The organism is Ruegeria sp. CK1 (genome assembly GCF_056536545.1).
In genome coordinates this window covers 713140-735344 of the sequence record NZ_JBQFPX010000001.1, presented here as the reverse complement: position 1 = coordinate 735344, position 22205 = coordinate 713140, and the positions used below count along the sequence as shown (strand labels likewise).

General features: G+C 55.1%; 19 protein-coding genes. 1 reads left to right on the top strand and 18 read right to left on the bottom strand.

Annotated elements, in window-relative coordinates; translation table 11 throughout:
- Positions 1-3 precede the first annotated feature (3 nt).
- From ACR0L3_RS03540 to ACR0L3_RS03470, 15 genes are all read right to left on the bottom strand, one after another.
- Positions 4-762 carry a 3-ketoacyl-ACP reductase gene (locus ACR0L3_RS03540; protein ID WP_480743688.1) on the bottom strand — a complete coding sequence of 253 codons (759 nt, stop codon included), beginning with the start codon at positions 760-762 and terminating at the stop codon, positions 4-6.
- Entirely contained in the window at positions 759-2249 is a 1491-nt protein-coding gene (locus tag ACR0L3_RS03535) for a GMC oxidoreductase (RefSeq protein WP_480743686.1), read from the bottom strand. Before ACR0L3_RS03535 ends, ACR0L3_RS03540 begins: the two co-directional genes overlap by 4 nt.
- Positions 2246-3358 (bottom strand): ABC transporter ATP-binding protein, encoded by a 1113-nt coding sequence (locus ACR0L3_RS03530; protein WP_480743684.1) that lies wholly within the window; start codon positions 3356-3358, stop codon positions 2246-2248. The genes ACR0L3_RS03535 and ACR0L3_RS03530 overlap by 4 nt, the downstream gene beginning before the upstream one ends.
- Positions 3359-3364: 6 nt before the next feature.
- Positions 3365-4246, bottom strand: a complete 882-nt coding sequence (locus ACR0L3_RS03525) for a carbohydrate ABC transporter permease (protein ID WP_068340098.1) — start codon at positions 4244-4246, stop codon at positions 3365-3367.
- Entirely contained in the window at positions 4246-5139 is an 894-nt protein-coding gene (locus ACR0L3_RS03520; RefSeq protein WP_480743682.1) for a carbohydrate ABC transporter permease, read from the bottom strand. The genes ACR0L3_RS03525 and ACR0L3_RS03520 overlap by 1 nt, the downstream gene beginning before the upstream one ends.
- An 84-nt stretch (positions 5140-5223) precedes the next feature.
- On the bottom strand, positions 5224-6474 hold the full coding sequence (locus ACR0L3_RS03515) for an ABC transporter substrate-binding protein (RefSeq protein WP_480743681.1): 1251 nt from the start codon (positions 6472-6474) through the stop codon (positions 5224-5226).
- A gap of 56 nt (positions 6475-6530) precedes the next feature.
- The gene (locus tag ACR0L3_RS03510) at positions 6531-8054 is read right to left on the bottom strand and encodes an aldehyde dehydrogenase family protein (RefSeq protein WP_480743679.1); all 1524 of its coding nucleotides are present in this window, start codon (positions 8052-8054) and stop codon (positions 6531-6533) included.
- A gap of 4 nt (positions 8055-8058) precedes the next feature.
- Positions 8059-8826 carry an enoyl-CoA hydratase/isomerase family protein gene (locus tag ACR0L3_RS03505; protein WP_480743677.1) on the bottom strand — a complete coding sequence of 256 codons (768 nt, stop codon included), beginning with the start codon at positions 8824-8826 and terminating at the stop codon, positions 8059-8061.
- Positions 8823-10394, bottom strand: a complete 1572-nt coding sequence (locus ACR0L3_RS03500) for an acyl CoA:acetate/3-ketoacid CoA transferase (RefSeq protein ID WP_480743675.1) — start codon at positions 10392-10394, stop codon at positions 8823-8825. Before ACR0L3_RS03500 ends, ACR0L3_RS03505 begins: the two co-directional genes overlap by 4 nt.
- Positions 10394-11395, bottom strand: coding sequence for a Gfo/Idh/MocA family protein (locus tag ACR0L3_RS03495; protein ID WP_480743674.1), 1002 nt, complete (start codon positions 11393-11395; stop codon positions 10394-10396). The genes ACR0L3_RS03500 and ACR0L3_RS03495 overlap by 1 nt, the downstream gene beginning before the upstream one ends.
- Before the next feature lie 542 nt (positions 11396-11937).
- The gene (locus tag ACR0L3_RS03490) at positions 11938-12945 is read right to left on the bottom strand and encodes an Ldh family oxidoreductase (RefSeq protein ID WP_480743672.1); all 1008 of its coding nucleotides are present in this window, start codon (positions 12943-12945) and stop codon (positions 11938-11940) included.
- Positions 12946-12957: 12 nt separating this feature from the next.
- Positions 12958-13590, bottom strand: a complete 633-nt coding sequence (locus ACR0L3_RS03485; protein WP_480743671.1) for a DUF3726 domain-containing protein — start codon at positions 13588-13590, stop codon at positions 12958-12960.
- Entirely contained in the window at positions 13587-15275 is a 1689-nt protein-coding gene (locus tag ACR0L3_RS03480; protein ID WP_480743669.1) for a hypothetical protein, read from the bottom strand. The genes ACR0L3_RS03485 and ACR0L3_RS03480 overlap by 4 nt, the downstream gene beginning before the upstream one ends.
- A 4-nt stretch (positions 15276-15279) precedes the next feature.
- Entirely contained in the window at positions 15280-16254 is a 975-nt protein-coding gene (locus ACR0L3_RS03475) for a membrane dipeptidase (protein ID WP_480744658.1), read from the bottom strand.
- Entirely contained in the window at positions 16254-17753 is a 1500-nt protein-coding gene (locus ACR0L3_RS03470; protein ID WP_480743667.1) for an aldehyde dehydrogenase family protein, read from the bottom strand. The genes ACR0L3_RS03475 and ACR0L3_RS03470 overlap by 1 nt, the downstream gene beginning before the upstream one ends.
- Positions 17754-17798: 45 nt before the next feature.
- On the opposite strand from ACR0L3_RS03470, the gene ACR0L3_RS03465 reads away from it, so the two are divergent.
- Positions 17799-18665 carry a LysR family transcriptional regulator gene (locus ACR0L3_RS03465; RefSeq protein ID WP_480743665.1) on the top strand — a complete coding sequence of 289 codons (867 nt, stop codon included), beginning with the start codon at positions 17799-17801 and terminating at the stop codon, positions 18663-18665.
- Between the two features lie 105 nt (positions 18666-18770).
- On the opposite strand, the gene xylA is transcribed toward ACR0L3_RS03465, so the two are convergent.
- The 3 genes from xylA to ACR0L3_RS03450 are packed head-to-tail and all read right to left on the bottom strand — an operon-like array spanning position 18771 to position 22189.
- The gene (gene xylA / locus ACR0L3_RS03460) at positions 18771-20078 is read right to left on the bottom strand and encodes a xylose isomerase (protein WP_480743663.1); all 1308 of its coding nucleotides are present in this window, start codon (positions 20076-20078) and stop codon (positions 18771-18773) included.
- 9 nt (positions 20079-20087) lie between these two features.
- Positions 20088-20891, bottom strand: a complete 804-nt coding sequence (locus tag ACR0L3_RS03455; protein WP_480743662.1) for an ATP-binding cassette domain-containing protein — start codon at positions 20889-20891, stop codon at positions 20088-20090.
- A complete protein-coding gene (locus ACR0L3_RS03450) occupies positions 20891-22189 on the bottom strand; it encodes a sugar ABC transporter permease (protein WP_480743661.1) in 1299 nt (432 codons plus the stop codon). The genes ACR0L3_RS03455 and ACR0L3_RS03450 overlap by 1 nt, the downstream gene beginning before the upstream one ends.
- Positions 22190-22205 lie beyond the last annotated feature (16 nt).

Sequence of the window (22205 nt, the reverse complement as noted above, 5' to 3'; positions counted from 1 at the left end):
GTATCAAAGACGTGAAATTGAAAGACCACCGTCAACGGGGATGGCCGCACCGGTGGCAAATTGCATTTGGCCCCGAACCAGCGGAACGACGATTGATCCGATGTCCTCTGGCTCTCCCCAACGTGCGGCGGGGACAAGTCCGCCTTCAATACGGTCTGTGTATTTGTCGCGAACGCCAGCGGTCATTTCCGTCGCGATGATGCCAGGGCGCAGTTCAAAAACACCTATGTCATGAGGGGCCAGCCGTACTGAAAAAAGCTGCGCCATCATTGCTGCGGCCGCTTTTGAGACGCAGTATTCTGCTCGTTCGATCGAGACCATTGTCGCGCTGACAGACGTGACAAAAACAATCGATTGATAGGCTTGCTGCGGATGTTTCAGCATGCGCTTCGCAACTTCTTGCGCAAGAAAAAATGCCCCACGCAGATTGATATTCTGCACGAAATCCCAGTTCTCGGGCGTTATATTCAGCATGTCACCACGGACCGGCACGCCTACACCCGCGTTGTTGATCAGGGTTGAAACCGGGCCTAGCCGCGCTTCCACTTGATCCAAAAGTGTTGGAACATGATCAATGTCAGACACGTCATGCTGCACATAAATCGCGTTTGGACCAAGCTCGACCAATGCGTCCCGGACAACCTGTTTGTCCTGAGCGGAGCGTGAAGCCAATGCAACTTTGTAACCCGCCGCGATCAAAGCGCGAGATATACCAAGCCCTATGCCCTGCTGCCCGCCTGTAACCAAGGCAATTCCGGTCATGCTGCAAACTCCGTTTCTAGGATGTGGCGACCAGTACGCAACGCCAGGGCCGCGATGGTCAGGGCCGGATTGACTGCGGCCGAAGTCGGAAGAACCGACGCGTCTACGATAAACAGGTTCCGATGATCGTGACTGCGGCAGAACGGATCGACCACGCTGGTTTCTGGATCACGACCCATCCGCGCGGTCCCGCATTGATGAGACGGCGTACGCCGATCGAATGGGCGCGACAGGACGATCGGAAAGCCAGCTCGGCGAAGATGTGATTTCAACCGCGCTACCAATTCCTCATGCGCGCGCCAATTCGAGCGTTTCCAGTCCAGCCGAATTTGATCTCCAGCGACTGTTACCCGGCTGTCAGGGTTAGGCAGATCCTCTGACATAGCATAGAAATCAAAGCTGCGACCCGCGATCATTGCGGCAATAAGGCCAGGTAGCCCGGTTTGGGACGCAAGGATTGGCCCAGTTATTTTCCCCAACATCTGTATATTACCTAACGGCATTCCGCTCTGACCATCATCATTGTAATAGTCGTTGAACATCAGCGTCTTCTGATAGACTGCGCGGTTCCGTCGTAGTGGATGCACTGCCAGAACAGCCGAACAATTATGATTCATAAAGTTCCGCCCGACTTGATCAGAGCGATTTGCCACCCCCATCGCGCAATTGTCGTTTGATGATTTTAGCAACAGTGCTGCGGATTGAACGGCACCAGCAGACAGCACGATCACGGGCGCACGCAAGGTGCCATACCCTGCAACTTCGACACCGGTGATCCGCCCACCCTTTTCGCTTAAGAGCTTATCGGCTGGAGCACTGGTCAATAGTTCGACATTTTCGTGCAAGAGAGCCTCGGCCAGTGCGCAAGTCTCAGCATCCATCTTGCCGCCGCAGGTGTTAGGGAACGCATCCCAAGTCGTCTGGCCCGACGCCAACCATCTGTCGATATCAACACCAAGCGGCACCGAAGATGGAGTTAGCCCGGCGTTGCTCAGGCGCTTTCGCAGCTCCACTAGGTCCGGCTCATCCGCAACCGGTGGAAACGCGTATCCAGCACTATGCGGCGGTTCGGTCGGGTCCTCATCTGCAGTTCCGCGCACTGCGTAAAGCTTTTCCGCCGCTGTATAGTCCTGCTCTAGGTCATCATAAGCAATTGGCCATCCAGGAGATTGCCCACCCATATGTACGCGCGGTTCGAAATCTTCTCGCCGGTAGCGGATTAAGGCCGCACCATAAAACTTGGAGTTGCCGCCAACGCAGTAGTAGTTCCCGGGGTTGAAAGGGTGCCCTTCGCCATCCAGCCAAGTCTCATTAGGTCGGAAATGGCCGTCGCCAAAGATCGCCTTTGGATCCCGATCCTGTGGCGACGGTTCCAGACGCTCTCCGCGTTCCAGGATCAGAATACGGCGACCCGAAGGGGCAAGAGCCGCAGCCAGCGTTGCCCCTCCGACACCAGAGCCGATAATTATGATGTCCGGGCTGGTCACGGAGTTATCCGCATCTCGCTTTCAGGGTCAAAGGCCACCGCCTTTTCCATGTTCACAGCGAATTGGAAATCCTGCCCGGGCGCGACCTCAGCATCCGAACGCATACGCGCGATTACATCTTGGCCACCCAATTGCATCGAGACGAAGGTGTCCGATCCGGCGGGTTCTGTTACGACAATCCGGTTCGTCATCTGCGCGATGTTTGACGACTTCCTATCCGCTCCATCGATGTCGGTAATTGTTTCCGGGCGTATGCCCAGCAAAATCTCTCGCCCATCCCATTCTGCGAGGTTGTCCTGACTGAACTGTAGTTGCGCCATCGATCCGTCATGAACGGCGACCTCCGCATGAGGACGACCGTTCAGCACAACCACTTTCGCGGGCACTACGTTCATTGCAGGTGAACCCATGAAAGTTGCCACGAAAATATTGGCCGGAGTGTCATAAATTTCCTGCGGTGTCCCAAGCTGCTGCACGTAGCCGCCATTCATCACGGCGATGCGGCTGGACAGCGTCATCGCTTCGATTTGGTCGTGGGTCACGTAGACGATTGTGGTGCCAAGGTTTTGGTGCAGTTTCTTGATCTCGGTCCGCATATCCACACGCAGTTTAGCGTCGAGGTTGGAAAGCGGTTCATCGAACAAGAACACATCCGGTTCACGAACCAAAGCGCGCCCCATCGCCACGCGCTGACGCTGACCACCCGAGAGTTGACCGGGCTTGCGATCGAGCAACTGCTCAATCTGCAGCAGCTTGGCAACCTCGGTCATTGCCTTTTCTCGTTCGGACTTTGGCACACCGTGCATCTCAAGCCCGAACGTAATATTCTGGCCTACCGTCATGTTTGGGTAGAGCGCATAGCTTTGGAACACCATGGCGATGTTTCGGTTCGACGGGTGCACCCCGTTCATCACCTGGTCTTTGATACGGATCTCGCCGCTGGTGATATCCTCAAGCCCCGCGATCATGTTCAGAAGGGTTGACTTACCGCAGCCCGAAGGTCCGACGAGAACGAGGAATTCACCCTCTTGCACCGAGATATCGACCTTATGCAGTACCTCGACCGCCCCGTAGGATTTGGTCGCGTTGTCTATGTCCAGAAAACCCATGAGGTCTTATCCTTTCACGGAACCCGCCATCAGGCCGCGGACGAAGTATCGACCGGCCACGATGTAGACGAGCAGAGTTGGCATGGCGGCCAGAATGGCGCCTGCGAAATGAACGTTGTATTCCTTCACACCGGTTGACGACTGCACCAGATTGTTCAGCGCCACCGTCATCGGCTGGCTGTTGGCGTCGGCAAAAGACGCACCGAACAGGAAGTCATTCCAGATGTTGGTGAACTGCCAGATAATCGACACCACGGCGATTGGCCCGGAACTGGGCAGCAGGATGCGCCAGAAAATCTGGAAGAATCCGGCCCCGTCGATTTGCGCAGCCCGGATCAGTTCGGTCGGGAAGACGGCATAGTAGTTGCGGAAATAAAGAGTCGTAAAGCCTATACCGTAGACGACATGCACCAGCGCCAGCCCCCAAGTTGTACCGGCCAAGCCAATGATCCCCAGCATCCGCGCCATCGGGATCAGCACGATCTGAAACGGGATGAAGCAGGCGAACAGCATCAGACCGAACAGGATGGTGTCGTACTTGAAGCGCCATTTGGTCAGCACATAGCCGTTCAGCGCGCCAAGAATGGTCGAGACGATCACCGCCGGAACCACCATCTTGATCGAGTTCCAGAAGTACGGCTTCAAACCCGTTGGATCGACACCAATCTGAGCCGAGGACCATGCCTTCAGCCAGGGCTCAATCGTAAAGACCTGTGGCAGGTTCATCATGCCGCCGCCGGTGATCTCTTCCAGCGGTTTGACCGAGTTCACCAGCATCACATAGAGCGGCAGCAGGTAGAACAGGCCGAACAGTAGCAGCACCAGATAGATCAGCGTGCGAGTGACACGGCCGGTGCGGATTGCGGTATCCTGAGTTGCTTGAGACATCAACGTTTCTCCCGCAATTCTGCGTACAGGTAGGGGATCATGATCGCCGCGATGGTCATCAGCATGATCGTGGCCGAGGCCGCGCCGATCCCCATCTGGTTCCGCGTGAACGTGTAGGAATACATAAAGGTCGCGGGCAATTCGGTTGCGCGTCCCGGCCCACCACCGGTCAAGGCAATCACAAGGTCAAAGGTTTTGATCGCAAGGTGGCTGAGGATCACGAAGGCCGACAAGAACGCTGGTCGCAATTGCGGTATAATGATCCGGCGATACAGGTTCCAGTTCGAGGCCCCATCCATCTGCGCCGCGCGCAAGATTTCGTTGTCGATTCCGCGAAGACCGGCCAGAAACATCGCCATCACGAAGCCACTAGTCTGCCAGACCGCCGCCAGAACGACAGTGTAGATGGCGTAGTCGCGGTTCTTGATCCAGTCGAATTCAAAGCTGGTCCAGCCCCAGGATTGCACCACGTTTTCCAACCCGATGCCTGGGTCCAGAAACCACTTCCAAGCAGTGCCGGTAACGATGAAGCTCAGCGCCATCGGATACAGATAGATCGGGCGCAGAAGCCCCTCGCCACGGATTTTCTGGTCGAGGAAGATCGCCAGCCCCAGCCCGAGGCAGGTGCAGATCACAATATACAGGCTTGCATAGATGCCCATATTGATCAGTGAGGTTTCCCAATGGCTTAGCCGCCACAGCTTGTCGTAATTTTCCCAGCCAACCCATCCAAAGGTCGGCAGAATGCGGCTGTCGGTAAAGGACAGGTAGACCGAGAACAGAATGAAACCGTAGACAAATACCGTCATCATCGCGATCGATGGGGACAGGACCAGTTTGGGGATCCAGTTCTGAAGGCGTGTCTTGAAATCCGCGTCGGCTGAAACAGCCATGGCGCGCCCTCCTGCGAGTAGAGTTTTTAGGCGTTGAGCACCCTCTTGGGACAGGGCGACCCTAAAGTCGCCCCATCGGGAGGATCACTTGGCGATTGACACCGCATCGACCAGTTCAACCACGGCAGTTTCACTGTCGTATTCACCGTTGAAATGCGCTGTGACGACGTCATAGACCGCGTTCTTGACCGAGGCAGGCGCCGCGTGGCCGTGCGCCATGGACCCGAACAGGTTGCCAGACGATGCCGCAGCTGCCAGGTCCTTCATGCCTTGCTGACCACATGCGTCCAACTCGCTACCGTCAACATCCGTCCGAGCGGGAACCGAGCCCTTCACCTTGTTGAAAGCAATCTGGAAGGACGGCGACAGGATCGCGCTGGCCAGTGCAGCCTGCTCAGCCGACACCGAACCGCCCTGATCGAACATCATGAACTGGTCAGCATTGAAGGTGACCTGATCCTGAGTGCCTGGGAAGCGGAAACACAGGAAGTCCTGACCCGGAACCTTGCCTGCGTTCAGGAATTCGCCCTTGGCCCAGTCACCCATCATCTGGAAACCGGCTTCACCGTTGATGACCATTGCAGTCGCCAAGTTCCAGTCACGGCCCGAGAAGTTCTCGTCAACATTGTCGCGAATAAAAGCCATACGATCGAACGCTTCTTTCATCGCATCGCCGCCAAGCGTTTCTTCGTCCAGGTCAACAAAGGCCGCCTTGTAGCCGTCTGGTCCAAGGGTCGACATTGCAATGGCATCAAACACGGTTGCGTCTTGCCAAGCTTGACCACCATGCGCAATCGGGGTCACTCCGGCCGCCTTCAGAGCTTCAACGGCAGCGACGAACTCATCCCAGTTGGTGGGTTGTGCAATGCCGTTGGCATCCAGCACCGCCTTGTTTGCCCAGACCCAGTTGGTCGAGTGCACATTCACGGGTGCTGAGACCCACTTGCCATCGTATTTGGCAAACGCCTTCAACGCGTCCGGAACCACGTCGTCCCAACCTTCTTGTGCGGCCACTTCGTTCAAGTCCGCCAATGCACCCTGAGCGGCCCAATCCTGAATATCGAAGCCTAAGCCCTGCACGGCGGTCGGCGCGTTGCCTGCTGTTACGCGGGCACGTAGAACTGTCATCGCTTGTTCACCGCCGCCGCCAGCGACCGGCATGTCGGTCCAGCCGACGCCCTGTCCGGAAAGATCATCTTTCAGTACGTTCAGCGCTGCGGCTTCACCACCTGATGTCCACCAGTGCAGAACCTCAACCTCTTCGGCTTGCGCCAAGCTAGACGTGCACAACAGCCCGGCCACAATCACCGACTTTGTTCTCAGCATTTTACGCATTGTTGTCTCCTCCCATAATGCGATCTTCTTGTTTCGGGCACCTTACAGTGCGCCGATCAGTCTTGCGGTACCCATGGTGATCGACTGTCGCCGATGCGCATGACCACCGATTTCACTTCAAAAAATTCCTCGAACCCGTAGCGTCCGACTTCCCGCCCCTGCCCGGATTGTTTGAAGCCCCCGAAGGCGACCTCGGGGAACCCATCCATCCAGGTATTAGTCCAGACCGTGCCCGCTTCTGCGCGTCGGGCGAATTCAAGGCAGGTGTGTACGTTTGTACTCCAGACACCTGCCGATAGACCGTAATCGCTATCATTGGTTAGGGCGACGGCCTCGTCCAGCGTTTTGAACGTAAGTACCGACAGAACCGGTCCAAACACCTCATCCCGTGCTATAGGCATGTCAGAGTTAACATTGGTGATTACGGTCGGTTGATAGAATTGGTCACCCAACCCCTCAACCGCCAATCGATCCCCTCCTAAAGCGACTTTAGCACCGGCAGCCTGCGCTTGTTTAACGAAAGTGTCGATCTTGGCATTATGCTCGCGGGTAACAATGGCGCCGACTTGTGTGGACGGGTCCAGCGGATCACCGAATTTTACTTTCCCGGACAACGCGACGACTCGGGCACTGAACTCTTCGGCGATATCTTCGTGCACGATGATCCGGCTACCGGAGTTGCAACACTGACCGACGTTGAAATAAACACCAAAAACGACCGCATCTGCAGCCGCATCGAGATCTGCGTCGGGAAAGATCACCTGCGGGTTCTTGCCGCCCAATTCCAACGCGACTTTCTTTAGCGTATCCGAAGCCGTCTTGCTGATCGTCTTACCAACGGCCGTCGATCCGGTGAAGCTGATCATATCAACGTCTTTGTGGTTTGACAGCACGCTGCCCACAGGCACGCCATAGCCAAGCACGATATTACACACGCCAGCGGGCAAACCGGCCTCGATCAGAAGCTCACCCAACATAAGCGTTGTCGACGGGGTCATCTCAGACGGTTTCACCACAACAGTACAGCCAGCCGCTAGAGCGAAAGGAAGTTTCTGACTGAGAATCCAGAATGGGAAGTTCCAAGGCGTGATGATCGACACAACGCCGATGGGTTCTTTCAACACGACACCCATCATATCCGCACCCAGCGTGTTGTGGCTGTCGCCATGCGTACTGCGCGCGAGCGAAGCTGCATAGCGCCACAGGTCTGCGGCGCCTCCAACCTCGCCCTTGGACTGGCTGATGGGCTTGCCGCTTTCCAACGTTTCGATCAGGGCGATCCGGTCGACATTCTGTTCGATTAACTCGGCGACCCTTAGCAGCACAGTTGCGCGTTCTTTGCCGGATGCGCGACTCCAAACGCCGCTGTCGAACGCCGTGCGCGCTGCATCGATCGCGGCGTTGGCTTCGGACTCGCCACCCAAAGCGGACCGGCTGACGATATGGCCGTGTGATGGCGAGCGGCGTTCAAATGTCTCTCCTGACGCGCTATCCAGCCATTCACCGTTGATCAGATGCCGGCCTTCGAACAATGCAGGCATTTCGAATGGAATGGCAGGATTGATAGTCATGTCGTTCATGTGGTCAGAGGCCCGAGAATTGAGGGTTTCGTTTTTCCATGAAGGCTGTGACACCTTCGTCGCGATCAGCCGAGGCTGCGATTGCCGCACTGCCCAGTGCCTCGACAACCGCTTGTGTGTCTTCGCCAACTGCAGCATGGATCATGTTTTTCGAAATTTCGGTGGCACGGGGGGACAGAGCCTGGGCCTCCATAGCGATCTCGAGTGCGCGCGAAAGTACGTCGTCAGCGATTTCGGTGGCATATCCCAGTGCAACCGCCCGATCGGCACTTAGGCGGCGACCGAACAAGGCCATCTCTTTTACTGCACTTTCCGAAATCAGCCGGGTCAAACGTTGTGTACCTGACCATCCGGGAACAATGCCGACCCTTGCTTCGGGCAAGGCAAGCGTGGCGCGCGGTGTCATCAGGCGCAAATCGCAGCAACTGGCTAACTCCAACCCACCGCCGAAGGCATGCCCGTTGATCGCGGCAATGGTGGGTTTCCCAATCCTGGTCAACCGGTCAAAAATCCGATGCCCGTCCCGCACCCAATGGCGTGCGAATTCCGCCGGGCTCAGCCCGCCCCACGCTCCAATGTCGGCACCGCAACAGAAGGCTTTTTCCCCTGCGCCAGTCAGGATTAGCGCGCGAGTATCAGAACGACGCTCCACCTCCTGCACGTGTGCCTCCAGCGCGTTGAGCATATCAACCGTCAGAGCATTCAGTTTGGCTACGTTGTCCAAGGTCAGAACTGCCGTCGCACCGTCGATGTGAAAGCCGATACTGCTCATAACCGCATCCCCATCGGGCCGTCATTGAACAAAGAGTTGGTCATCAGAGTAGCGTTCTCGGCAACCCTGACACGCCCCTCAGATGCCGCAACAATATCGCGCTGCGCGTCGATACCAGGCATGATCTCGGTGGCTACAAGCCCATCGTCAGTCAATCGGATCACACACCGTTCGGTTACATAGATAACATCCTGTCCGATTTCCCGTGCTCGGCGACCTGAGAACGTAACGTGTTCGACTTTGTCCACCATCTTGGTAAACTTGCCCGGGGCGTTCACTCGTATGCCGTCTTCCGCAAGTTCGATCTTCGCACCGGCTTCGAACCAACCGGAGAAGACGATCTTTTTCGCCCGGGCGGTGATATCGACAAATCCACCACAACCCGCTGTTAGATATGGTTTCTTGCCAAGTTTCGAAACGTTCACATTGCCTTCGACGTCGACCTCAAGGAACGACAGGAACGACATGTCGAACCCACCGCCCTGGAAATAGATGAACTGCTGTGGCGATGGAACAAAAGCATGCGCGTTTGAGGCGCATCCGAAGGCGAAGCCTGTCAGCGGAACGCCACCAACCGCGCCCTGTTCAATCGCCCATGTCACGGCCTGCGCATGCCCCTCTTCCAGCAGAATGCGTGGAACCATAGCGCTTATACCGAAGCCCAGATTGGCGCTCATTCCAGTTCGAAGTTCCTGTGCGGCTCGTCTCGCGATGACCTTTTCAACACCATGTTCAGCAAGCGAGAAGCTGTCCCACGGACGCATGATCTGACCGGAAATGGCTGGATCATAAGGGGTTTCTGTTGTCTGCATTTGATCAGGGTCTTCAACGATCAGATCAATCAGATGCCCCGGCACACGAACGTCATGAGGACGCAGGCTGCCCTCTGCTGTGACGCGCTGCACCTGAGCGATGACCAACCCACCATGGTTACGGACGCAGATCGCCTGTTCCAGACCACCTAGATAAGCCCCTTCATGTTCATAGGTCAGGTTGCCGAATTCATCCGCTGTCGTCGCCCGCAGTATACACACGTTGGGATTGATATTCGGGAAGTGTAGCCAAGTCTGGCCGTCAAACTCTTTTCTATCCACGATGGGTGCGGCCGATCCACGTTCATTCATGGCGCATCCCTCGCGTACAGGGTCCACGAATGTATCAAGTCCGACCTGCGTCAGAACGCCGGGTCGATGCGCGGCGGATTCGCGATGCATGTCAAACAGAATACCCGACGGCACGTTGTAGGCAGCCACCCGGTTTTCAACGATCATTTTCCAGATTTCCGGCATTTCAAGGCTGGAAGGTCCCGAAGGATACGACCCAGCAAGCACGCGGCTCAACAGCCCATCCTGCGCCAGATACTCCATACCTTTCACACCATACATGTCGCCCGCAGCGATCGGATGAAGTGTCGTGATATTGCGCGGGTGCCCTTCTGAACGAAACCTCTCTCCAAGCGCCTTGAGGACAAGGTCAGGACAACCTAGTGCCGAAGAGGAAGAAACAGTAACAACAGCATTGTCAGGGATGCGTGCGACCGCCTCTGAAACTGAAACAAGCTTGGTCATCAGAAGCCACCGTAGTCTACATTAACGCGCGCGCCGGATGCGGCGGCTTCTCTCACGCTCAACGCCACGGACAGCGACTTTACTCCGTCCGGGCCATCTGCGGCCGGGCGCCCCTGCCCTTCGGCTGCGGCGACGAAATCCGACACGCCCTGCACATAGAGAGAGTGATCGGAAAACGGGATGTCTTCACGCCCTGATTCCGTAACCAAAGTGATGCTTCCCACTGGAAGTTGCGTCATCACACCGTCTGCAAAAATTGAGCCTTTCGTTCCGTGCACTTGCAACCCCGAACCTGCAAAGGGATGCGTAAAGCTTTCATGCGTCACAACCATCGCACCAGAAGGCATAGTCCACACAGACATGCACGAGTCCTCAACCCCCTGCCCCATTCCTGAGCTGGTCATTTGCGCGACGACTGACTTGGGGTCTTCCTGCAAAAGGAAGCGGGTAACATCGGCGTCGTGCACGACAATATCCGGGATTACGCCCCCACCTGCATCTGCGGAATTTATTCTCCAACCCTGTAAGTGTCCCGGCAAGTGCACCGCGTGGTGAATCCGCAGCGAAAGAACTTCTCCGACGCGACCGCTTGCGATGAGATCACGAATTGCGCGATGGCTACCCGAACACCGCAAATGATGGTTCGTGCCGAAAACCACTCCTGCGTCATCGGCGGCACGCACCATTTCAATTGCTTCCTGTTGCGTCATCCCAAGAGGTTTTTCGCACAGGACGTGCTTGCCAGCGGATATTGCCGCCATGGCTTGAGCATGGTGTTTCTCATTCGTAGAAGAAATATAAACAGCGTGAACATCGGGGTCCGACAGAGCCACACTGAGTTCGGTGGTTGCACCCTTAATGTCATGTTCGTCAGCCCACGCCTTCACGCGATCTGGAGAATTGCTGACAATCCAGGTCACATCGTTGACCGCCTGTTGGCGCACCGCGTTGAGCATATGCTGCGAAGCTATCGTGCTTGCCCCAACGAATACCCAGTTCATCATACCACCCTATTTTTGGAACGTTCCATTTCTTTAGTGGAACGTTCCAATTTAGGCAAGGAAAAATTTAATGCGGCGCTGCAATCGCGCTTCATAGCGCTCGCGTGACCGTTGCTGCGACTTCTTTTTTGCCACCAATATTGGGCAACCGGACACAGACCAAAAAGGGTTTGTTCGCCCGGGATCAACTAACGGCGGCGTTGACTACGTGAAGCCCGAAGACGCAGCGCGGGTTATCTTACGAGGGCAGCAAAAACGAAAAGACTTAGTTCCCGTTGGTCGAGTTGTAACGCTGTCGAGCGTCCTTGGTCGTTTGGCTCCGTTACTTTTCTTTCGCCAAATGATGCGCACGATTGGAACGAGATAACTGTTCGAGAAACCCACGAAATTAAATGCTGCCACAAGTCGATCTCGGCGGAAATGCCATCTGAGCTCTCGCCAAGTCAACTGATCTTTAAGTTCACATTAATCGAATTGAGCCAGAGATCGCTAGGTAACGGCTTCCGCCTCCCGTCACCCTATTTGCCCCTTTCGATCCAGCGTCACAAAAAGCTATCGATTTTGGCGAGCGTGGTTCTACTTACTGCGACACCTGAATTTCGTGCCAACAGACGTTTGGCGCGGCGGCCATCTCCGGGTAAATGAGCCCCTTCCTGAGAATTGAACGCATTTACCAAATTGGAAACACCAATCTCAAACGCGCCCGACGCCGTCGCATTCGGGTCAATCGCTATGAAGAATTGCCCGGTTTTTGGTGGACCTCCTGCAGTTCCGGAAAACGGCGAGGCATTGATACCCAACGTGGCACCAGTCAAAGCTGCCGCCATGAGCTCCACCATCAAAGCGATGCCGACACCTTTGTATCCACCTGATGGTGCCATGGATCCTTTTAAGCCGACCTCTGGGTCAGTCGTCGGATTACCTTCTGCATCAAGCGCCCACCCAACAGGGATCGGCCTGCCTTCTCGGGCGTGTTTCATGACTTCGCTTTTAGCGATGGTACTGGCGCTCTGGTCAATCAGCAGGACCGGCTCACCATCAGTACTGGGAGCGGCGATAGAGAATGGATTAGTACCCACAACCGGTTTCGCCCCGCCAGACGGAGCAATTGACGCCGGCGCGTTGGTAAATCCCAGACCAACCAGCCCAGCCTGTGCCAACCGATATGTGTGGTAACCTAGAACACCACAATTGTAGCTGTTTTTGATGGCCAAAACCGCGACGCCTTGTTCACGTGCGCTGGGAACTAAAACCTCAAAACCTACATCAATAGCTGAATGCGCAAAGCCTGTTGCGGCGTCCACCGATACTACGCCGGGTTTGGGACGCGACAGAACAGGAATTGCCGCCCCGTCAACCTTACCGCATTGCACATGCTCGCAATAGATCGGGATATAGGCCAGTCCGTGACTAGCAACGCCGTCTGCTTCGGTCGCTGCGGTCGCTCGCGCCAAGGGGCGTGCGTTTTCTTCAGACGTACCCGCTGCGACGAGCGCGCGAAAGGACAGATCTTCGATTTCGGCAAGAGTAAGGGTTAGCGTGTCGGTCACATTGGTGTCTCTTCAATCATGATCAGAAATCCCAGCACCTGCACCCAACAAGCGAGATTCCTCGGTTGCAGGGGCATAGGTGCGATGGGCTAAGCGGTTCAGAGCATCCCAATCATCTTGATTAGGACGCGCGCGCGTGTGCTGCTCGCAAGGAGCGGAGATCGCCCCACCAAGCGAAACGGTGACCATTTTGGCCACGGTGGGCAAACCGTCTCGGGTTGCATGGTAGTTTGCGTCGATCACCACTCGCGCCCCGTCGATTTCAACCGTCAACACATCATTCAACATACATGCTGCATTGGAGACAAACGGCAGTAACAGGGCAGGCACGACGACGCCCCGCGCTTCAATCAAACCTGTCTTCAGCAGATGAACACTGTCGGACAAAAGAGGCCCTACAAACAACGGGCAAAGTTCGCTCTCGCCCTGCCACAGCCGCCCTTGCACTTGGCGGGGACGGTGCGATGCCGGGTTCGCGGCCAGCCCAAGATTCAATAAGTGAGACAACGCCGCCGTCCCATCCAAACCTTGCGAGCATAACCAACGCGTTGCCTTTGACGCCTCCTCCGCCTGCCCCCAGGAATATCCTGCGCCACGCGTGGCCCGTTTGGCAGTCGCCTCGATTTCATTCATCGAAAAGTTCAAGACGTCACCCTAGGATAAACCCAAAAGTCTGCGTTTTCAGACGTCAGTTCCTCTGGGTATGGTGCGCCAGCATACATACAGATGCGCACCCAGCGATCTGAGCGTGGATCAAAATGGGTCGCGCCAAAGAAAGACAGCTTTGCCCGCAGCATGTCGATGGGTAGCACCTCGGACCCGATGGTGTTGTCCCGGATTTCGCCATAGGGCGCGAAACGGGTCATCTGAACACGACGGATCGTATGGCGATGTTCCGGATGGCTGAGCAAGAATTCGGCCACAGGCCGATTATCTTCCCATTCGCCCAAAGCTAGATACGCCGCGGCTGCGTCCCGCGCCGGGGCCAAAGGCTGTTCGTACTCTGATATCGGCTCTTCAAACCGTTCGCCCATCCGGGGTTCCAGCTTTTCTTCCGACACATACCAAGCCCGAGAGCAGTTTTCGCGTTTCTCCCAATTAAGATCTAACGCCCAACCATATGTTTCCCTGATTAGATCGCGTGTTCGCCCGATAGGCATCGCTCCGTCGATTACAAGCGCCTGCGCATTACTGTCTGACATACAGCTGCCCAACCCGTCCACGAGCCCTTGGTAAGGTTCCAGGATCAGTGATGCGACAAACTCCTGCCCTTCTTCACTCAGGGCATTTTCTGCCCATACCATCAATCGGTCCCAAGGGAAGTTTCGGCTCAAATCCTCCTGGTGCACGTAGTCCTCAATCTCGCGCAGTTCGTTGTTCAGCGATGTCAGTTTTTCTATCTGTATGGGGTGCTGAGAACGCCACCAAGACATCGACAACTGGCTTCGCTGAAATAGATCTCTAAAACTTTCCACTTCGGCGTCTGAGGCGCGTTCTACCGACCGGACACGCGCAATGGCCTCTTCCCGCGCCATGACCCAGTTGTTGAACAGCACGGGGTGGTTGACTATGAATGGCGCCATTCCAAGACCCGTAGAATTGCCAATCCCCAACCAACGGGCAATATCCGGATCTAGCGTAGCGGCTTGGTCGGCACCTTTGATATTGGCCATGTGTTGTACGAGGTCTCGCACGAACGTTCGGGTTAGGAAAACCGACAGCATTTCGACCTGAAACGGTGCATGGGTTTCCGGGCGGTTTGCAACTTTCTCTCGATCTGCAGCCCCAAACTTGCCCGAACCGTAAACAGCCGTCGTACGCATCAAATAGCCGACCTGATAGATTTGCTCCAAATCCGGCTGCCGTCCTGCGGCTAGCGCGTCAACGACATGATCCCACAGCCGAACCGAGCGGTTGGCACGCGACAACGAGAGCTCGCTTTCACTGATCCGCCCTGCCTCCTGCAAGGGCACGTTTTGTGAAAGACGCTCGATATCGGCTTCAGTGGGGATGCCATCGAACAATGCAAAGGTAGCATCCCAAGCTTCGGCGATCACACGGTCCGACCGTTTTTCTGGCGGTAGATCATGTGCAAAGGCGACCAGGGAATACGCCCGTTCAGGTCCGTGGGCTGTATAGACGGCCCTGCCGACGCCATTGGCATCGATATCGAATACAGAGCGTGAAAACGACCATTTCTCTCGGGCCATGCGGCGAGTGAGCTGTCGCATGAAGCTGAGCCTACACTGATGCAAAGACCCCAGTCGAGACAACCGCATCACGGTTTCCGGGTCTCGTCTTTCGATCCTTGTCTGCTCTTGTGCGTCCATTCAACTACCCTTGAGCACCGAAGTTCTCTGCAAAGAACCTATACCAATTGCCCCCCATTATTCCGGCCACTTCTTCTTGGCTAAGGCCGGTCTCACGAAGCCCTTCTTCGATATTTTCAAAGTCCCGATTGTCCCGGAACCATCCCGGCATCGGGGGAAAGCCCGGATTGCTGGCCGATCCCTCTCCATAGTCAATCTCCTTGGACCAACGTCCAACTCGCATCCATTCGACAACACTATCGGGCTGATCCTGGCATAGATCCGTGCCGATCCCGAGATGGTTTGGGCCATATTTCTCTGCCGCCCGCGCGATCATCTCGCAAAAGCTGTCCAATGTGCAGTCCGACTTACCCTTCAGGTGATGAGGATAGATCGAAAATCCCAGCATCCCACCGTTTTCAGTTACGGCCCGGATTACTGCATCGCGCTTGTTGCGCAGGGCGGGTGCCCAATCGAACGGGTTGGCATGGGTGATCGCAATCGGACGCTCGGACAATTCAGCTGCTTCAATGGTTGATCGGTCAGCGGAATGGCTCATGTCCACCACAAGCCCAACCCGGTTCATCTCTTTGATCACCTGACGGCCCATGCGCGTTATGCCGGTGTCCTCGGCTTCATAGCAGCCTGTGGCCAGCAAAGATTGATTGTTGTAGGTCAGTTGCATGAACCGCGCACCTAACGTGTGAACAATCTCGACTAAACCGATGTCATCTTCGATAGGCGACGGATTCTGAAACCCAAAGAACACTGCTGTACGCCCGGTTTCACGAGCTTTATCGATATCGCTGGCCCACAGCCCTTTCATGATCAGATCGGGGTACTGTTCGAACCACCTGTTCCACTTTTCAAAGTTCAGAACGGATTCGCGAAAATTCTCGTGGTAAGCGATGGTGACATGGATTGCATCCACACCCCCTTCGCGTAATTGCCGAAAAACTTTTTCCGACCAATTGGCGTATTGCAGCCCATCAATCCGCATCACGTCGGCTTTCCAGCGCTGATGTATGCAGTCTTGACCGTCGTGTAGAACTCGGCCGCAGCCTTACCTTGTTCACGCGGACCGTACGAGCTGTCGCCTCGCCCTCCGAAAGGAACATGATAATCCGTACCTGCCGTCGGCAGATTCACTGTCACAACACCGGTCCGCGCGTTGCGACGGAAATGCGTAGCGCGCGCAAGGTTTTGCGTGACGATGCCCGAAGTCAGGCCGAAATTAGTATCGTTTACGGTGGCCAAAGCCTCGTCATAGCTGCCGACCTTGATGACCGAAGTAAGGGGCGCAAACATCTCTTCTCGATTGATGCGCATGTCGTTGGTTGTGTTCAGAAACACTCCGGGACTCATGTAGTAGCCGTCGAGCGGCATGTCCAAACGCTGCCCGCCACCGGCTAGTTCGGCACCTTCGGATTTACCCAGTTCAACGTAGGCTAAATTCTCAGCCAGTTGCTGTTCACTGACAACGGGGCCCATCTGAGTTCCATCTTCCAATGCGTGACCCACTTTCATCGCCTCAGCCCCTGCCACCAGTTTTTCAACAAAAGCATCATGCACAGCGGAATGGACCACAAGCCGCGAAGATGCCGTACACTTCTGACCGGTGCCACCGAAAGCACCGCCCAGCGCAAGCGAAACAGCCAGGTCGAGATCCGCGTCGTCCATTACTGCCAACGCGTTTTTCGATCCCATTTCCATCTGTACTTTGGTCAGGTTCTGAATGGCGGCCGCAGCAATCCCCTTGCCGACTGGAACCGACCCGGTAAACGAGATCGCATTGACCTTGGGGCTTTCCACCAGCTGCTGTCCAATGGATCGGCCTGCGCCCATCACTAGGCTGAACAGGCCTTTAGGGATGTCCTGACGATTGATGATTTCAGTAAGCGCAACTGCTGAAGCCGGAGTTATGTTGGCAGGTTTCCAGACCACTGCATTGCCGTAGCAAAGCGCAGGTGCGATCTTCCAAGACGCTGTGGCCGTCGGGAAGTTCCAAGGGCTGATGACGGCGACAACACCGACAGCCTCACGCCGCACATCGATCTCGATATCAGGACGCACAGAGTCCGCATTCTCGCCGATCTGGCGCAGACACTCGGCAGCGTAGTAGGTGAAAAACTGCCCGGCCCGATAGACCTCGCCCTTGCCTTCTGCAAGCGGTTTACCTTCTTCGCGGCTGAGTAAGCGACCTAACTCTTCGGCGCGGGACATCAATTCGTTGCCGATATTCATCAGCACGGATTGTTTACGTTCGAGCCCATAAGCCGCCCACTCGATTTGCGCGATGCGCGCCTGATCCAATGTCGCCTCTAACTGATCCGTATTCGCTTGGGCGAAATGGCCGATCAGATCGCTCAAATCAGAAGGGTTGCGGTTTTCGATCTCGCTTTCGCCGGCAAGCCATTCGCCAGCGATCAGATTAAGGTTGGTCACAGTTTGCCCCAAAACAAAAAAGCTTTGGCACAGAATGGACTTCTCGCCCAACATCAGTCAAACTCAAACAATTGAAGAAAACTTCAGTTAGATTGAAATATGACCATTAAGATTGAAATGCTGCGCTGCTTTTGCGCCGTCGCGCAAAGCGGCAACTTGTCTGAAGCCGCTGATCGATTGGGGCGCACGCAATCGGCAGTCTCGATGATGTTGAAGCAATTCGAAAACCACTTGGGAAAAAAACTGTTCGTCGGCGAGCGCAAAAACCACCTCTCCGCGCTGGGAGAGCAGGTATTCGAAATGTCCCTGAAACAAATCCGCCAGTTTGATCAGACAGTGCAATCCATCCAAGCTGCCGCTGATGCCGCCAACGGGCAGATAAGAATAGCCTCGGTTCCTTCCGTCGCGGCCTTGATCTTTCCTGACGTACTAGAACACATGACCAATCGGTTTCCAGGGCTTAAGGTCGAGCTTAGGGATGCAGATACGCAGCAAGTTCTGGACGCCCTTGCAAATGGTAAAGCAGACATCGGTATTGCCTCGGGGTTTCATCCTTTGAAAGGCATCAAAGCGACGCCCTTTTTCGAGGACCGTTTCGGGCTAGTGTGCGCGTCCGATCATCCGCTCAACACACGGGCCGAGCCCCCCACCCTGGATGAAGTAATTGCAGCCCCATTTGTACGAAACACTTTGTGTGATCTCATCCAGACCCCGCGTTTTGTGACTGCGATCAAAGATGCCGATGTCACCATCCACAACACGCACTCATTGATCGCCATGGTTGGAACTGGCAAATGGGTGACCATTTTGCCGAAAACCATTGCACGCTTCATTCCAGACAACACCGCGTTTCGAGAGCTTGCGGACTTGCCTGACAAGCGGCAGGTCTATCTATACGTCAACGAAAGGACCCGGTTCAAAGACATTACAGATGCATGCAGTGCTTATATTCTGAGTACAAAATAGACCCGCAAACTCTGTAGAACGGTTGAAGCCGAGCAAAAACAACGGTGAATTTTTACAATCCCAGCGTCCGCCAAAAGACCAGTCTTTAGCTTGATCAAACCGCGTTTAAACAAACCTGTTCACGTAATTTTCCAAAATCTCCTGACGTCCGGACCTTGGGATTGGATTAATACCTTCCTCCAAAACCCGGGCGGATATCTGCTCCAAAGTTCCTTCTAACATCGATGCCGCCGATGGAGTGTTCCAGCCAGAATACCTATCTGCCAGCGCGTCTTCCAAACCGCCATCTTCAATCATTGCCGCGGCGGCCTTCAAACCCCGTGCGCAGATATCCATACCCCCAATATGAGCGGCCACCAGATCTTTGGCGTCAATTGACTGTCGACGTATTTTGGCATCGAAATTTGTGCCTCCGTTCGTGAAACCACCTGCTTTGAGTATGTAGTAGTAAGCCAAGGCAACTTCAGGAGTATTGTTGGGGAACTGATCTGTATCCCATCCGGATTGGTAGTCATTGCGGTTCATATCAATCGAGCCAAGCATTCCTTCGGATGCGGCGACCGCAATTTCATGCTCGAAGCTGTGTCCGGCAAGGATAGCGTGACCCTGCTCAAGGTTCAGCTTAACCTCGTTCTCCAAACCGTATTTCCTTAAAAACCCGATGCAAGTTGCCGCGTCATAGTCGTATTGGTGCTTTGACGGTTCCTGGGGTTTGGGTTCCACAAGAATGGTGCCTTTGAACCCGATCTTGTGTTTGTACTCCACAACCATGTTCAGGAACCGACCCATGTGGTCCAACTCGGTTTTCATATCCGTGTTCAGCAGAGTTTCGTACCCTTCACGGCCACCCCACAGAACGTAATTCTCACCCCCCAATTTGTGAGTAGCATCCAAACAGGATTTCACTGTTGCTGCGGCAAAGGCAAAAACGTCAGGGTCCGGGTTGGTGCTGGCGCCAGACATCCATCGCCGATGGCTGAACATGTTGGCCGTACCCCAAAGCAATTTGGTGCCAGAAACCTGCATCTTTTCACCTATGTAGTCGGTGATTTGCTCCAGCGTTCTGAGGTTATCGGCAAAGTTGCCCTGTTCGGGGCGTATGTCCGCGTCGTGCCAACAAAAGTAAGGCTGACCCAGAATTTCAAACATTTCGAATGCAATATCCGCTTTCGTGCGGGCTCTGCCCATATCGTCCTGAGGGTGCCAGGGCCGTTCAAACGTGGGTCCGCCAAAAGGATCTCCGCCCTCCCACGCGAAAGAATGCCACCATGCCACTGCAAATCGCAGGTGGTCTTCCATACGCTTACCCAGAACTATTTCGTCCGGGTTGTAGTGGCGAAAGGCCAGCGGGTTCTTTGTGTTCTCACCTTCAAATTGAACCCGTTCGATCCCATCAAAAAATCCGCTTGGCATACCTGCCCCCTATTCTGCTTTTTGTGCTGGCTGTTTCCCGAGAATAATCATCGACAAAAGGTCGTCATCAGTGACGTCGGCAATATCGACAGTCCCAACCAGTTTCCCGTTCTTCATGACCGAAGCGCGATCGCACAGTTCCATGACCGCATGTACGTCGTGGTCGATCAGGAAGATCCCGATTCCTTGCGCCTTCAACTGGTGGATCAGATCCGCCACCATCTGCGTTTCATGCGGCCCGAGCGCTGCTGTCGGCTCGTCCATTATCAATATGCGAGCATTGAAATAGACGGCGCGGGCAATCGCCACAGACTGTCTTTGGCCACCAGACAAAGCAGAAACAGGATCATTGAACTTTTGAAAATTCGGGTTCAGCTGCGCCATGATCTTGCGGCACTCAGCTTCCATAGCTGCATCGTTGACCAAGCCAAAAGGCGTTGTCATCTCACGCCCCAGGAACAGGTTCGACGTCGCATCCAGATTGTCGGCCAAGGCGAGGGTCTGGTAGATTGTCTCGATATTGTTCGCCCGAGCGTCTCGAGGGTTTCCTATCTCGACGGGCTTACCATCAATCAATATCTCGCCACTATCCATTTGATAGGCACCTGACAGCACCTTGATCAACGTGGACTTCCCTGCCCCGTTATGTCCCAGCAAGCCAACGACTTCACCGGGATAAAGATCGACCGACACATGGTCGACGGCTTTGATCCCACCGAAGGAAATCGAGATATCGCGCATCTCGACTAATGGCGGTGCGCCGGAACCACGTCCGGAGTTGGAGGGTGTTTTCTGCGTATCCTGAGCCTGCATTATTTTGCCCCCAGTCGCTTGCGGTAGACGATGTCGATGTAAACGGCCAGCACAAGAACGCTGCCGACCACGATGTTCTGAAACGGTGCGTCCACGCCAACCATAGCCATGCCTGATTGAAGCGCTTGCATGATCAGTGCGCCCAGGATTGCGCCGTAAATGGTGCCGATGCCACCGGACAGTGCGGTCCCACCGATAACAGCGGCGGCAATGACCCGTAGCTCATCCAACGTACCAATATCGTTCGAGTGGTTTGCCAGACGGGCCGACGCGACCACTGCGGATACCGCGCACAGGAACCCCATTAGCGCAAAGATTTTCACGGTCAGCAGCCGCGTGTTGATGCCGGAAAGCTCTGCCGCGTCTGGGTTGCCGCCGGTGGCAAAAATGTAGCGGCCAAATCGGGTTTTCCGCGCCACGACAGTCAGCGTTACAGCCACCATGATTAAGATGAGGACAGATATCGGTATGCCGTACCCGACGACCAACCCCTCGGGCATCGTCTCTCCGCGCGTTTCGAACATGCGTTGCAGTCTGCGTGTCGGAATGGCGTAACTGTTTACAATGTAGACGTACCCAAGAATGGCAATCGCGATTATTCCGGCCAACGTAGCTTCGGCCCAAACAGGTTTTACAGGGAAACCATGTGCCGCCTTTGCACGTCGGCCACTCCACAAAGCCCAGATTGCAATTGCAGTAGCGAACAACCCAAACAGCCAGCTTGTCGTTGTCCCTAAGGTTCCGTTGGTCCCGCCAAACATCAGGAATGTACTATCCAGTGGACCAATCGTCTGGCCGCTGGTCAAATACCACGCCACGTTTCTCCAAACCAGAAACCCGCCAAGTGTCACGATAAATGCTGGTATCGTTAAATACCCGACCATCCAGCCATGAAATGCACCAATAAGCGTTCCGACAAACAAACCGACGACGATTGTGATCGCCCAGGTTGCCGGGTTGTTCAAACCCATCCCCAGTACTTGTGGTAAAAGCTCGGTTTGCGTCATTGCCATCACGGCCGAAGTTGTCGCCAGCAGTGCTCCAACCGATAAGTCGATGTGCCGAGTAACGATAATGAACACCATCCCGCATGCCATGATGGCGACTGAAACCGTCTGGATCGAAAGGTTGAACAAGTTGCGAGGTGTCAGGAATCGACCATCTGTGACGATATTGAACCCGATGCACAGGATGACAAACGCGCCGATCATTCCCAAAAGCCGCATATCCAGTTCCAGTTGCTGGAACAGGTTGGGTTTCGCTTTTTCAGGTACCGGCTGAGACGAAGTTTCGGTCATATCCGATCTTTCATAG